The 12,424-nt window shown below is 62.3% G+C and carries 12 protein-coding genes; 8 read left to right on the forward strand and 4 right to left on the reverse strand.

Annotated features, from left to right (window positions below; translation table 11 throughout):
• Window positions 1-151: 151 nt before the first annotated feature.
• The 3 genes from AC52Q4_RS14200 (at window position 152) to AC52Q4_RS14210 (ending at window position 3,855) form a co-directional block, all read left to right on the forward strand.
• Entirely contained in the window at window positions 152-940 is a 789-nt protein-coding gene (locus AC52Q4_RS14200) for a glycoside hydrolase family 15 protein (RefSeq protein WP_495537452.1), read from the forward strand.
• The gene (locus tag AC52Q4_RS14205; protein ID WP_495537453.1) at window positions 855-1,940 is read left to right on the forward strand and encodes a glycoside hydrolase family 15 protein; all 1,086 of its coding nucleotides are present in this window, start codon (window positions 855-857) and stop codon (window positions 1,938-1,940) included. The genes AC52Q4_RS14200 and AC52Q4_RS14205 overlap by 86 nt, the downstream gene beginning before the upstream one ends.
• A 61-nt stretch (window positions 1,941-2,001) precedes the next feature.
• Window positions 2,002-3,855 (forward strand): AI-2E family transporter, encoded by a 1,854-nt coding sequence (locus AC52Q4_RS14210; protein WP_495537454.1) that lies wholly within the window; start codon window positions 2,002-2,004, stop codon window positions 3,853-3,855.
• 33 nt (window positions 3,856-3,888) lie between these two features.
• Here AC52Q4_RS14210 and AC52Q4_RS14215 read toward each other — a convergent pair whose 3' ends face one another.
• Window positions 3,889-5,154 carry a two-component system sensor histidine kinase NtrB gene (locus tag AC52Q4_RS14215; protein WP_495537455.1) on the reverse strand — a complete coding sequence of 422 codons (1,266 nt, stop codon included), beginning with the start codon at window positions 5,152-5,154 and terminating at the stop codon, window positions 3,889-3,891.
• A 514-nt stretch (window positions 5,155-5,668) separates the two neighbouring features.
• Between AC52Q4_RS14215 and AC52Q4_RS14220 the strand changes: the two genes are divergently transcribed.
• A complete protein-coding gene (locus tag AC52Q4_RS14220; protein WP_495537456.1) occupies window positions 5,669-6,043 on the forward strand; it encodes a hypothetical protein in 375 nt (124 codons plus the stop codon).
• 36 nt (window positions 6,044-6,079) lie between these two features.
• Here AC52Q4_RS14220 and AC52Q4_RS14225 read toward each other — a convergent pair whose 3' ends face one another.
• A complete protein-coding gene (locus AC52Q4_RS14225; RefSeq protein WP_495537457.1) occupies window positions 6,080-6,706 on the reverse strand; it encodes a response regulator transcription factor in 627 nt (208 codons plus the stop codon).
• A 101-nt stretch (window positions 6,707-6,807) separates the two neighbouring features.
• Here AC52Q4_RS14225 and AC52Q4_RS14230 point away from each other — a divergent pair, with 101 nt between their 5' ends.
• Window positions 6,808-7,044 carry a hypothetical protein gene (locus AC52Q4_RS14230; RefSeq protein WP_495537458.1) on the forward strand — a complete coding sequence of 79 codons (237 nt, stop codon included), beginning with the start codon at window positions 6,808-6,810 and terminating at the stop codon, window positions 7,042-7,044.
• 184 nt (window positions 7,045-7,228) lie between these two features.
• Window positions 7,229-7,945 carry a response regulator transcription factor gene (locus tag AC52Q4_RS14235; protein WP_495537459.1) on the forward strand — a complete coding sequence of 239 codons (717 nt, stop codon included), beginning with the start codon at window positions 7,229-7,231 and terminating at the stop codon, window positions 7,943-7,945.
• A 43-nt stretch (window positions 7,946-7,988) separates the two neighbouring features.
• Here AC52Q4_RS14235 and aspS read toward each other — a convergent pair whose 3' ends face one another.
• Together aspS and AC52Q4_RS14245 are read right to left on the reverse strand one after the other, a co-directional pair.
• Complete coding sequence (gene aspS / locus AC52Q4_RS14240) at window positions 7,989-9,776, reverse strand: aspartate--tRNA ligase (RefSeq protein ID WP_495537460.1); 1,788 nt, start codon at window positions 9,774-9,776, stop codon at window positions 7,989-7,991.
• A 129-nt stretch (window positions 9,777-9,905) separates the two neighbouring features.
• Window positions 9,906-10,286 carry an FmdB family zinc ribbon protein gene (locus AC52Q4_RS14245; protein ID WP_495537461.1) on the reverse strand — a complete coding sequence of 127 codons (381 nt, stop codon included), beginning with the start codon at window positions 10,284-10,286 and terminating at the stop codon, window positions 9,906-9,908.
• A gap of 184 nt (window positions 10,287-10,470) precedes the next feature.
• Here AC52Q4_RS14245 and AC52Q4_RS14250 point away from each other — a divergent pair, with 184 nt between their 5' ends.
• Window positions 10,471-11,124: a DUF1614 domain-containing protein gene (locus AC52Q4_RS14250; RefSeq protein ID WP_495537462.1), complete on the forward strand. Its 654-nt coding sequence runs from the start codon at window positions 10,471-10,473 to the stop codon at window positions 11,122-11,124.
• A 65-nt stretch (window positions 11,125-11,189) separates the two neighbouring features.
• Window positions 11,190-12,053, forward strand: a complete 864-nt coding sequence (locus tag AC52Q4_RS14255; protein WP_495537463.1) for an SDR family NAD(P)-dependent oxidoreductase — start codon at window positions 11,190-11,192, stop codon at window positions 12,051-12,053.
• Window positions 12,054-12,424: the final 371 nt, after the last annotated feature.

The raw sequence follows: 12,424 nt of genomic DNA on the forward strand, positions 1-12,424 counted from the left end.
TACGAGCGTGGCTGCGCATAGCTCACACACGGGATGCGCGCCGCCAATCTTTGATCGAGGATTGAAATCGCCGAGGCGGTGCGAAAAGCTGGTGCAACCTGACCGGGCTACGCGTTCCCCTTGGCGAGCGTGACTCAAGGCAAGCAAAGCAATGACTCAACGTATCGAAGACTATGCGCTGATCGGCAACATGCGCAGCGTCGCGCTGGTCGGGCGCGATGGCTCGATTGACTGGTTGTGCCTGCCCCGCTTCGACTCCGATGCCTGCTTTGCCGCCTTGCTCGGCGAGCCTGAAAACGGTCGATGGCTAATCGCACCCCAGCAACCGCCCGAAAAAATCACCCGGCGCTACCACGACGAGACGCTGGTTCTGGAGACCACGTTCGAGACCGCCTCCGGCACGGTAGCGCTGATCGATTTCATGCCGCTGCCACGCGATGGAAAAGAGGTCATTGACGTCGTGCGCATCATCGAAGGCCGGCACGGCCGGGTGCCGATGCGAATGGAGGCAATTTTCCGGTTCGGTTACGGCAAGGTGACGCCGTGGGTGCGCCGGCGTGGCGACAGCCTCCAGGCAGTCGTGGGAGCCGATACGCTGCAACTGTACACGCCGCTCAACCTGCGCGGCCGCGACAAGACCACCGTGTCCGAGTTCAGCGTCGCCGCCGGCGAGCGCGTGCCCTGCGTGCTGACCTGGCACTTGTCCTGGCGTGATGCGCCCAGGCGACGCGATGCCGACGCGGCTCTGGAGGAGACGCAGCGCTGGTGGCGCGAGTGGAGCGGCCGCTGCGAAGTGCGCGGCGATCACCACGAGGCGGTGATACGCTCATTGATTACCCTGAAGGCGCTAACCGATGCGGACACCGGGGGCATGGTGGCCGCAGCGACCACCTCGCTGCCGGAGTGCATCGGCGGCGGGCCGCTATACCTGGCTTCGTGACGCCACCTTTACTCTCTATGCCTTGTTGCTCTCGGGCTACCGTGAGGAGGCCTGCCGCTGGCGCGAATGGCTGCTGCGGGCCGTGGCCGGCGACCCGGGGAAGCTCCAGGTCATGTATGGCATCGGCGGCGAACGGCGGCTGCCCGAATACGAGCTCGGCTGGCTGAAAGGCTATGAGGGCAGCCGCCCGGTGCGAATCGGCAATGACGCCCACACCCAGGTCCAGCTCGACATATATGGCGAGGTCATGGACGGCCTGTATACGGCGCGGCGCCACGGCATTCAGCCGGACGACGATACCTGGAATGTCCAGCTGCAACTGCTGAAATATCTCCAGGATCACTGGCGGGACAAAGGCTGCGGGATTTGGGAGATGCGCGGCCCGCCGCGCCATTTCACCCATTCCAAAGTGATGGCGTGGGTGGCGTTCGACCGCGGTGTCAAGGCAGTCGAAAACTTTGGCCTCGACGGTGACGTCGAGCGCTGGCGGGCGCTGCGCAATACCATCCACGAGGAGGTCTGCGAGAAGGCGTTCAGCAGCAAACACAACGCCTTCGTGCAATATTACGGCGGCGAGACGCTCGACGCGGCGTTGCTGCTGATGCCGCTGGTCGGCTTCCTGTCACCCGATGACCCACGCATCAAAGGCACGGTCGCGGCGATTCAGAGTAATCTGATGAACAACGGGTTCGTCATGCGCTATTCGCAGGCAGGGGATGGTGACGGCTTGCCCGGCGGCGAGAGCGCATTCCTGCTCTGCTCGTTCTGGCTCGTCGATAATCTGGCGATGACCGGTCGTCACGCGCAAGCGCGCGAACTCTTCGAGCGCCTGCTCGCCGTGCGCAACGACGTCGGTTTGCTCGCCGAGGAATACGATCCGCTACGGCGTCGCCTCCTGGGCAATTTTCCGCAAGCCTTTTCGCACGTCGGGCTGATCAATACCGCGCACAATTTAAGGCTGGCAAGCCAGGGTCCGGCACAGTGTCGATCCTGTCGATGAGGCCGCGCTTGGTCCGCCCTCCAACCGGAGGCGGCGCACGCCCAACATTAGCAGCGAACTCATGGAAAAGCCGCAGGCGCCAGCCGCATCCGTAAATTCCAGCAAAAGCGGCAGCCTGCCGCCCACAGCTGGAACGCCCTTTTCGACGCTGGCATTACTGGTACTACTTACCGTCGTGCTCTATTTCGGGCGCGATATTCTGATTCCCTTCGCGCTCGCTATTCTTTTCAGCTTCGCCCTCGGCCCTCTTGTAATACGGCTACGCCGTTGGGGTTTCTCACGGTTGCTCGCGGTGTTGCCAGTGGTGAGCCTCGCATTCGTCCTTATCGGCGGCTTCGCCATCCTGGTGGGGAGTCAATTCGCCCAGCTTCTCAGTGAACTGCCCACCTACCAGGAGAACATCGAGACCAAGATCCGCTCACTGGTCTCGACAACATCGGGTGGCGGCGCCGTAAGCCAGATTGCGAGCATGTTTCAGGAATTGCGCCAAGAACTCGAACCGCGGGCGCCCACGGATCCTCAGGTTCCGGTCGTTCGACTCAAGGAACCGCCGGCGTCCCCTCTGCAACTGTTCGATACCCTCGCTGGTCCATTGCTGGCCCCAATCGCCACGGCGGGACTCACGGTTATTTTCGTCATTTTTATACTCTTCGAACGCGAGGATCTCAGAAATCGGCTGATCCGGCTCGTCGGCGAAGATCTTTACCTGACCACAGAAGCCATGGATGAGGCGGCGCAACGGGTCAGTCGTTATCTGCTGATGCAGCTGATCGTAAACGCCACCTATGGCATTCCCATCGGCCTGGGGCTGTACTTCATCGGCGTGCCTAGTGCGCTGCTGTGGGGCATCCTCGCCGTGCTGCTGCGCTATATCCCGTATGTCGGGCCGGTGATCGCTGCACTGTTTCCCCTCGCCTTGGCGATCGCGGTCGATCCGGGCTGGGAAATGCTGTTCTGGGCCTTGGGTCTGTTCCTCGTCATGGAGGTGATCAGCAATAATTTCGTCGAACCCTGGCTCTACGGAGCGAGCACCGGCGTGTCCGCCGTTGCAATCATCGCGGCCGCTATTTTCTGGACCATCCTCTGGGGCCCGGTGGGCCTGTTTCTCTCGACTCCGCTGACGGTCTGCCTGGCGGTTCTGGGCATTTATGTCCCGCAGCTACGATTTCTCGACATCATGCTGAGCAGCGCGCCAGCGCTGTCCCCGGCGGAGCAGTTCTATCAGCGGCTGCTTGCTGGCGACCCTGACGAGGTTGTGCGCATCGCCGAGGAATACTTGAAGAAGCGCCCGTTAGCCGCCTGCTACGATGAGCTTGTTCTGCCGGCGCTGCGCCTCGCGGAGGAGGACCGCAGACGCCAGCGTTTGCGGGCTGATCGGCTCACGATGGTCGGCGACGGTGTGCTTTGGGCGATATTCGAGCTGGCCGATCATGAAGATGCAATCATGGAGACCGAATCCGAACCAGAGGCGGAATCAACGGCTTGGACCGGCCAGCCCGTGCTCTGCCTCGCCGGACGCACCCCGCTCGATTTCGCCGCGGCGGCGATGCTGGCGCAGTTGCTAGAGCGCCGTGGTATCAGTAGCCAAGTTCTGCCGGCCGATACGATCAGCCCTGAGAAAATCGCCGATATCGACCTGCGCGACTATGAATGGATTACCCTGAGCTACATGGGGAACGCTGCGGTAGTACAGGCGCGCCATGCTTGCCGCCGCCTCCGCCGACGCTCATCCCAGGCGCGGCTTTTGCTTGGCTTCTGGAATAATCAGTTGGATAAGGCTAAACAAGAGGACTCCTCTGTAGCGCTCGGGGCCGACTTGATCGCGGCGTCGCTCACGCAGGCACTCGAGCAAATTGCCGCACAAAGTTGCTCGTTGCGCGAACCCTCAGACAATGGCGGCGAATCCCAGGAGTGACAAAGCGCCGGTCAAGAGGTCCCGTGGAGCGCATCAAGCGCCTGGGGAACGGTCCTGCGCGCCGGCAGTTGGCAGAGTGAAATGGAAGGTGGTGCCCGGCCCGTCATTCGGCTCGGCCCACAGTCGCCCCCCATGTGCCTCGACAATCGAAGCGCTGATGGGCAGTCCCAAGCCGATGCCCTCGGGCTTGGTGGTAAAGAACGGGAAGAAAAGCAGCTCGTGGACGCCTTTGCCGAGCCCGCGCCCCGTATCGCGCACGGTGACCGCAACCATGCCGTCGTCGGCCGGTTCAACCGACAACCGAAGCTCCCGATGCTCGATACTCGGGTCGTCCATCGCATCGATGCTGTTGCGTACCAAGTTCTCCAGAACCTGCTGAATTTGCACGGCATCGACCTCGACCGGGGGGAGCGAATCGGCGATATCGACCCGAATACGGGCCCGGTCACCTACCGCATCGGTCGTCGTGGCAATATAGTTCAACGTCTTGCGCACGAGCACCTGCAAACCCACCGACTCCCGCTGTAGCGGCGCCTTGTTCACCAGGGCGCGCAAGCGGCGAATGATGTCGGCGGCACGCTGGCCCTGCTCGGCGATCTGCTCGATGGCCTCGAGAAGATCCTCGCCGTTGACTTGCCCCGCGCGCAGCAGGCTCAAGCAGGCCTCGCTGTAATTGGCAATCGCCGTGAGCGGCTGATTGAGCTCGTGAGCGATCCCCGCGGCCATTTCCCCCGCGAAGGTAAGTCGACCTCTGTTCAAAAGCGCGACGCGCAGCTGGCGCTGCTCGTCCTCGACCAGCTTTCGATCGGTGATATCCACGAGCACGTTGACGGCGCCGACGAGGGCGCCGGCCTTGTCCCGGATCGGGTTCGCGTTGGCCAGCACCGTCAGCCGCTTGCCGTCCGGACGCTCGATGATGATCTCCCGGTCGTTGTAGCCCTGTTGTTCGCGCAGCGCCAACGCCATCCAGCACTCATCGAGACAAATCGGCCTGCCGTCCTCCGCAGAATACAGCCGGAAAGACCCGCAGTACCGGTCTTCGGGATCATAAAGCTTAGGCGCGCGGCCCCAAAGTTCCACCGCACGCCGGTTGTAGTAAGTGATCAACCCGCCCGGGTCACAAACATACGCGCCGGCCGGAAGACCGTCGAGCAGTTGGTGTAATTCCACCTCCTGACCCGCCAGGCAAGCCGCGTTGGCGCCTTGCTCCAGCGAATCACCAATCGCGCCCTCCGGCATCGCCGCCGACTCAACCGCCTCGCCATCGACTTGCCGCGCGGAGCCGCTCTCAGAAGTCATGGAATACCTCTCGTTTAACGGTGGCGCCCGGCGGCGAATGGATCTTGAAGATGTATAGCAGACCTCGTGATCGACGCACAAGCGAAGCTTCGAGTCAGAACACGACACTGCCCGCACCGCGCAGAACCGCAATCATCCCGAGCTCCGGCGCCGCAAGTAGGGAGATCCCGCACCGGGCCAAGGTTCGCCCGAATTCCCTCGATCGGTGTCTTTCCCTTATCGTTTCTTACTTGCTGGACCCAACAATAATAGCGCCGCAAACGCCCCGTAAGAGCCTGCCTTATATGAAAACCAACCTTTTTCGTTCTATTCGCACCGAAAACCTTCGCCTCGAAAAAGGGTGGGACAGCGTGATCGCTTCGACCCCGAGGGATGGAATCAGCCGAAACGCTCCGGGCGCCATTTGCTTGCGGGCCAATTCACTGCGGGCAAAGGGGGGAAAGTCCCCTCGAGGCTGGGTATCCGGACCAAGCCGCCGCGATCCGTGATGAGTGACCCAAAGAGAGTATCGTCCATGACAGGCTTCATCGCCCATCGATACACGGCCCGACCCCGTCTGCTGCTCGATCATGAATTGCGCATCGTACGCGCCAGTTGGAGCTTTTGCCGACTATTCGGCGTGCTTCCGGATCATCTGACGAGCAGCCGGATCGATGACTGGATCAATATCGATCCGATGTTGCTGTACCGCTTACGCGGGCGAATCCGCTGCGGCACGATTTCGTGGCACGTGATTTTACGGCTGCGTCTTTCCGGCCTGCAGGTACTTGTCGTTTCACAGCTTTTTCTGCCCCTGCACAGCCAGCGCAACGGTTATCTACTGATATCGCTCGCGGGAGTTCAGTTGCCGGAATCGGCCGCGAACGAAATCGCATTGCGGTTGATGTAGGCTTGTGCAACTCGCGCATTAATATCGTCGTTTTTGCTAGCGTGGCGGCCGCTCGGGGTCGAGAAAGCGCTCAGCAATGTACATCAGATCGTAAAGTGATTTCGCGCGCAGCTTCTCCATTATTTTCTTGCGATGCGCTTCCACGGTGGACACGCTGACCCTGAGATTGGCAGCGATCACCTTGTTGAAATGGCCCTCGACGACCTGGCGCAGGATCTCCCGCTCGCGCGCCGTAAGCAGTGCCACGCGCGCAAGTTGCAAGGCATCTTCGCAGCGTTGTTGCCGCAGGCGGGCATCGAGCGCGAGCGCTTCGTTGATCAGCGGGATCAGTACCGACGGGGCAAACGGCTTTTCGATGAAATCAAGGGCGCCTGCCTTCAGCGCGCGTGCCGCCATCGGCACATCGCCGTGACCTGTGACGACGATCACCGGCAGCGTATAGTCCTCCTCGCGCAGCCGATACTGCAAATCCAGACCGCTCAGACCCGGCATTCGGACATCCACGATCAGGCAACCCGAGACGCTCGGCGGGCAGGCGTTGAGAAACGCCCAAGCATCCGGGAAACACTGGCTGGGCAGACCCTTTGACCGCAAAAGCACGGTCAAAGAGGCCCTGACCTCCGCGCTGTCGTCTACCACATAAACGGTGCCCTGATCGCTCATCCGTTATCGATGAGCCAACTCCCGGATTCGCCGAAAAGGTTTACCGGCGGACGTGATACTTGCATCTCTCCGGCAGGACGTTTCTCGATCGGAGCACATTTTTGCACCGCAAGCTGCAGTGCGGTAAACGCGCGAACGCACGTCGCATCGCGATGCTCACCGGACCAATCGAGGCTCCGCGCCAAACGCAACCATGCCTGAAAATGCTCGTGATTTCGCATGATTTACCGTCTCTCCTGCACTTCAAGGGGACGTTTTATTTCTTATACCGCGCCGCTCGCAATAGTGTTGCTGCAAAGCAGCATAAAATTCGCTATGATTTGCGGCTGTTCCATTGACGAATGGCCTATACTTTAAGGGCCGGTCGATGGCCGGTAAATTGGGGGAAACCCCGAATCGCTTGCGGTTTCCACCCAAGAATCCCGGCCTCTGCGATGCGGCTGCAAGCACGTTAGGAATAGGCGACGGTAAACCTTATAGTTCCATACTTGTTTTGGCACATGAGGCCGTCCCGGTTGCGCGATGACAGAGCCAGCTGTACCGAGCCATATCCGCGATGGATCGAGCGTTTACGTGGTCGATTCCGACCCTGAGGTTGTGGCGACGCTCAAGGAATTGTTCGCCTGCGTACGCATCCGGGCCGAATACTTCGACTCGGCGCGTGACTGCCTCGCGCGGCTGAATCGATCCACTCGCGGCTGCCTCATCGCCGATGCGGCCGCACCGCGTGTGCTCGGGGCCGACTTCCAGCAACGATTGCGCGACGATGGCATCGATCTGCCGGTCATCATTCTCTCTTATGCCGGCGACGTGACCACGGCCGTCAAGGCTCTGAAGAACGGCGCCGCCGATTTTTTCGAAAAACCGTTCAATGGCCAGGCGCTGCTCGACGCCGTCCACCGGGCGATCGAAGCCGACCGGGTCGAGAGCCATGACAAAGCCGCGCGGTGGGAGCTACGGGGCCGATTCGACACACTCACGCCGCGGGAATGGGACGTGGTCGTGCCGATGATAAAGGGGTGCTCGAACCGCCTGATTGCGGCGCAGCTCGGGCTCAGCGAGAAAACGGTCGAGCTCTACCGTTCCCGCATAATGCGCAAAATCGAGGTGACCAAGCTCACGGAGCTGATTCGCATCGCCATCCGGATCGATTTACTCGCGGAGCTGGATCCGTGCGCGTTTGAGCCACGCGAGACACCGCCGCTGAGGCAATCGTCGATACGCTGGCGAGGGGAATAACCGATATCCCCGTTGGGGCTGAACCTTTCGCCGCAATGGCGCCTTATTCGCTCTTGGCCGTAGCGACGCTCGGACGCACGCGGATGCCGAGCTCCCGCAGCGCCCCCTCCTCCACCGGCGCCGGGGCCTGGGTAAGCAGGCAGCTTGCGGTCTGGGTCTTAGGAAAGGCCATTACCTCGCGGATGGAGCTGGCACCGGTCAGCAACATGACCAGCCGATCCAAACCGAAGGCGATGCCGCCATGGGGCGGCGCCCCGTATTCCAGCGCCTCGAGCAGGAATCCGAACTTCTCCCGCGCCTCCGCCTCGCCGATGCCGAGCAGATCGAAGACGGCGTACTGCATGTCCGGGCGATGGATGCGCACGGATCCGCCGCCGAGCTCCGTGCCGTTGAGCACCAGATCGTAGGCACGCGAGAGCAGCGCCTGCGGGTCGCCCTGCAACTCGGCAGGCTCACTTACGCGCGGCGCGGTGAAGGGGTGGTGCAGCGCATAGAGACGCCGGTCGTCCTCGTCGTATTCGAACATGGGAAAGTCGACGACCCAGAGCGGACGCCAGCCCGGCTCGATCAACCCCAACTCCAAACCGAGCTTGTTGCGCAAGGCGGCGAGCGATTCGTTGACAATCTTGGCGCGATCGGCGCCGAAGAATATCAGATCCCCCGCCTTGGCCGCGGTGCGCTCAAGGATGCCGGCCACCGCCACGTCCGGAAGGAACTTCAGTATCGGCGACTGCAGCCCCTCGCGGCCGCGGGCCGGATCGTTCACCTTGATGTAGGCCAGGCCCTTCGCCCCGTAACGGCTCACGAATGCGGTGTACTCGTCGATGGCCTTGCGGCTGAGCTCGCCGCCGCCCGGCACGCGCAACGCCGCCACGCGCCCGTTGGGATCCCTGGCCGGCTCGGCGAAGACCTTGAACTCCACCTCCGCCATGAGATCGGCGACCTCGACCAGCTCCAGGGGAATGCGCAGATCCGGCCGATCGATGCCGAAACGCTGCAGCGCTTGCGCGTAGCTCATGCGTGGAAAAGGCTCGGGCAGCTCGACGGCGAGCACCTCGCGGAAGAGTTCGCGGATCATTCCCTCCATGAGGGACATGATCGCCTCTTCATCCAAAAAGGAAGTCTCGATATCGAGCTGAGTAAACTCCGGCTGCCGGTCGGCGCGCAGATCCTCGTCGCGGAAGCAGCGCACGATCTGGTAGTAGCGATCCAGCCCCGAAATCATCAGCAGCTGCTTGAACAGCTGCGGCGACTGCGGCAGCGCATAGAAAGAGCCCTGGTGCACTCGGCTGGGCACAAGAAAATCGCGCGCCCCCTCCGGGGTCGCCCGCGTGAGCATGGGCGTCTCGACGTCCACGAAGCCATGCCGATCGAGGTAGCGGCGCAGCACGCCGGCCACCCGAGCGCGGGCGCGAAGCTGCTGCTGCATCGCATGCCGGCGCAGATCGATGTAGCGGTACTTGAGGCGCACGTCCTCGCCGACGTCCACCTCATCGAGCTGAAACGGCGGGGTCTTCGACTGACTGAGAATTTCCAGCTCATGGCCGAAAACCTCGATCATGCCCGTGTTCAGAGAGAGATTCTCCGTCCCCTCGGGGCGGCGGCGCACTTCTCCGCGTACCCGCAGCACGTATTCGCTGCGCACCCGGTCCGCTGCCTGGAATGCCGCCTCCATGTCGGGGTCGAAAACCACCTGGAGCAGACCCTCCCGATCCCGCAGATCGATGAAAATCACGCCGCCATGATCCCGACGTCGATGGACCCAGCCACAGACGTCGACCGCGCTGCCGAGCAACGCCTCGGTCACCTCGCCGCAATAGTGAGTACGCATGGGATGAGCCGCCGCCCGTCTGCTGCCGATGGTAGAATCCGCCCCGTCAAGCGGGACGCGATGCGCAAAGCATAGTAAGAGCTCCGCCGGGGCTCGCGCAAGCCGACGCCCCGGCCGAGCCTTATGGAATCAGGCCTCGCTGGATTTTTTGGCCGTCCCCCCGGAGTGAGCGCTCGAAGCGTTACCCTTGGCGGATTTCGCGGCACCGGACTTGCCCTCGCCGGACTTGCCTTCACCGGATTTGCCTTCACCGGATTTGCCCTCCGCCGCCTTGGACTCGGCGGATTTGTTCTCCGTGGCCCGCTCGCCCGCGAGATTACGTTTGTTGTTGGTCTTGAAGTCGGTCTCATACCAACCGCCCCCTTTGAGCCGGAAAATCGGGGCGGAGATCAGCTTACGCAGCTCAGCCTGCCCGCACTGCGGACAGTCCTGTAAGGGGGACTCGCTGATCGCCTGCAGAACCTCCAGCTCGTGGCCGCAGGCGTTACACATGTACTCATAGATCGGCATCTTAGGTTACCTTCGCTGAACTCTCCGGATCGCGATATAAGGCCCGGGCGGGTCCACCACAAGTGGCCCAATAATACCCAACTTCAACGACGTGCGATATGCGCCGCGTCACACCGCACGCCTTGCTTGATTCCTACTCGCCCGCCCCACACCATAGCGCCATCTCGCGCATGGCAGGGCTCACGTGCTTCCCTTTCGACTGTTCGTCGCCATCATGTTCTTTGCGGTGCTCTTCGGGCTCATCCAGGTGGGCCTGCTCAGCATTGCCTTCGATAAGCTTGGCCTGACGACGGACTCGGCGATGCTGCTGCTGATCAGCTCCTTGCTCGGCAGCGGCATCAACCTGCCGCTTTTCAGCATGGCCGCCAAGCGCGGCCCGGATTCGCAGTGGCAACCCCCGCCACCTTGGCAGAACCTCTTGCTCAGGCATCGGCCGGGCAAGGTCGTGGTGGCCTTGAATGTTGGCGGCGGTCTCATTCCCATTGCCTTCTCGCTGTTCCTTTTTGCGCATGAACCGTTGCCGCTCGGGCCGGTCGCCCTCGCCGTCGCAAGCGTGACCACGGTGTGCTATCTGGCCAGCCGCCCGGTCCCACGTCTGGGCATCGGTATGCCGATATTGGTTGCTCCCATCACGGCCGCGCTGGTAGCCATCACCCTGCTGCCGCAACAAAGTGCGCCGCTGGCCTACATCTGCGGTACCATCGGCGTACTCATCGGGGCGGACCTATGCCGTCTCAAAGACGTGCGCGAGCTCGGAGCCCCACTCGCCTCAATTGGCGGGGCGGGCACATTCGACGGCATCTTCATCACCGGTATCGTCGCTGTCCTGCTCGCCTGAAGGGCAACAAGCCGCGAGAGCACCTAGCCTTTTCTCGGCTCGCCTAACGAATAAGGCATCCCATCATGAAGCACGATCGTAGCGAGGACGCCAAGCGCACGATTCTCATTACCGGCTGCTCGAGCGGAATCGGCCTGGAAGTCGCCCGAGGCCTGCGAGCGCGTGCGTGGCGCGTTTTTGCCACGGCCCGGCAGCGCCGCGATGTCGAGTGGCTCACTCGCGAGGGCCTGGAGAGCCTGCCGCTCGATACCGCCGATTCGGCGTCGATTCGCCGCGCTGTGACCACTGTGTTCGAGCGCACCGGCGGCAGCTTGGACGCCTTGTTCAACAACGCCGGCTATGGTCAACCGGGCGCCGTGGAGGACGTGAGCCGGGAGGTCCTGCGTGCGCAGTTCGAGACCAATTTGTTCGGAGCCCACGAGCTCACCTGCGCCGTGCTGCCGGCCATGCGCCGCCAAGGCCACGGCCGGATCCTGCAGCACAGCTCCGTGCTCGGCCTTGTGGCGCTGCCCTATCGAGGGGCCTACAACGCCAGCAAATTCGCCCTGGAGGGACTCACGGATACGTTGCGCCAAGAGCTGGCCGGCAGTGGCATCCACGTTTGCCTGCTGGAGACCGGTCCCGTGCGCAGCCGGTTTCGTGCCAATGCCCTGCAGATGTTCCGGCGCCATATCAACCGCCAGGCGAGCGCCCATCGCGAAGTTTACGACGCCTTGGAGCGACGGCTTGCCTCCACCGGCGACGATCCCTTCACGCAAGGCCCGCAAGTCGTGCTCCGTAAGGCCGTTCATGCCCTGGAGAGCCCGCGGCCGAAGGCACGATATTACATCACTACGCCCACCTATGTTCTCGGCACACTGCGCCGCGGACTGCCGACCCGCGCATTGGATGCGCTTTTGCGGCGCAGCACCGCCTATCAGCGCCGCTGACGGCTCGACAGCTCATGGATGGAGCAATTTTCCTGTGACCTAGAGAAGGCGGAAGCGCTAGAACGAGGTGCGGGCGATGTCTCTCCCCAGTTCTTCGCGCAGGACTCGCTTCGAGGCGTCGGAGTGCTTCCACCGAAATAAAGGAACACGCCGGATTCGTGTCGTGACCGGGGTGTAGCCGTGCGGTGACGTGACAGCCATGTCTGGCTGTGGGCTTCATAACCCCTGTCGGCGAGCGCGCTGACAGGGCGCGCTGCCTACGAGCCAAGCTGCCTCTACCTTGTCTATCCGAGTGCAAGCACCAGCACCGGCGTACTTCTTGTTGCTTTGAGACTACGTAACCGGACCGCCCGGGTTCATGCACCGTGGAC

The organism is Nitrococcus sp., assembly GCF_059432795.1.

What these genes read in the sequence shown, in the direction of transcription:
- AC52Q4_RS14215 (WP_495537455.1), bottom strand. Translation starts at nt 5,154, where the DNA reads ATGACTTCTGAGAGCGGCTCCGCGCGGCAAGTCGATGGCGAGGCGGTT.
- AC52Q4_RS14200 (WP_495537452.1), top strand. Translation starts at nt 152, where the DNA reads ATGACTCAACGTATCGAAGACTATGCGCTGATCGGCAACATGCGCAGC.
- AC52Q4_RS14255 (WP_495537463.1), top strand. Translation starts at nt 11,190, where the DNA reads ATGAAGCACGATCGTAGCGAGGACGCCAAGCGCACGATTCTCATTACC.
- AC52Q4_RS14235 (WP_495537459.1), top strand. Translation starts at nt 7,229, where the DNA reads ATGACAGAGCCAGCTGTACCGAGCCATATCCGCGATGGATCGAGCGTT.
- AC52Q4_RS14220 (WP_495537456.1), top strand. Translation starts at nt 5,669, where the DNA reads ATGACAGGCTTCATCGCCCATCGATACACGGCCCGACCCCGTCTGCTG.
- AC52Q4_RS14210 (WP_495537454.1), top strand. Translation starts at nt 2,002, where the DNA reads ATGGAAAAGCCGCAGGCGCCAGCCGCATCCGTAAATTCCAGCAAAAGC.
- AC52Q4_RS14245 (WP_495537461.1), bottom strand. Translation starts at nt 10,286, where the DNA reads ATGCCGATCTATGAGTACATGTGTAACGCCTGCGGCCACGAGCTGGAG.
- AC52Q4_RS14205 (WP_495537453.1), top strand. Translation starts at nt 855, where the DNA reads ATGCGGACACCGGGGGCATGGTGGCCGCAGCGACCACCTCGCTGCCGG.
- aspS (WP_495537460.1), bottom strand. Translation starts at nt 9,776, where the DNA reads ATGCGTACTCACTATTGCGGCGAGGTGACCGAGGCGTTGCTCGGCAGC.
- AC52Q4_RS14225 (WP_495537457.1), bottom strand. Translation starts at nt 6,706, where the DNA reads ATGAGCGATCAGGGCACCGTTTATGTGGTAGACGACAGCGCGGAGGTC.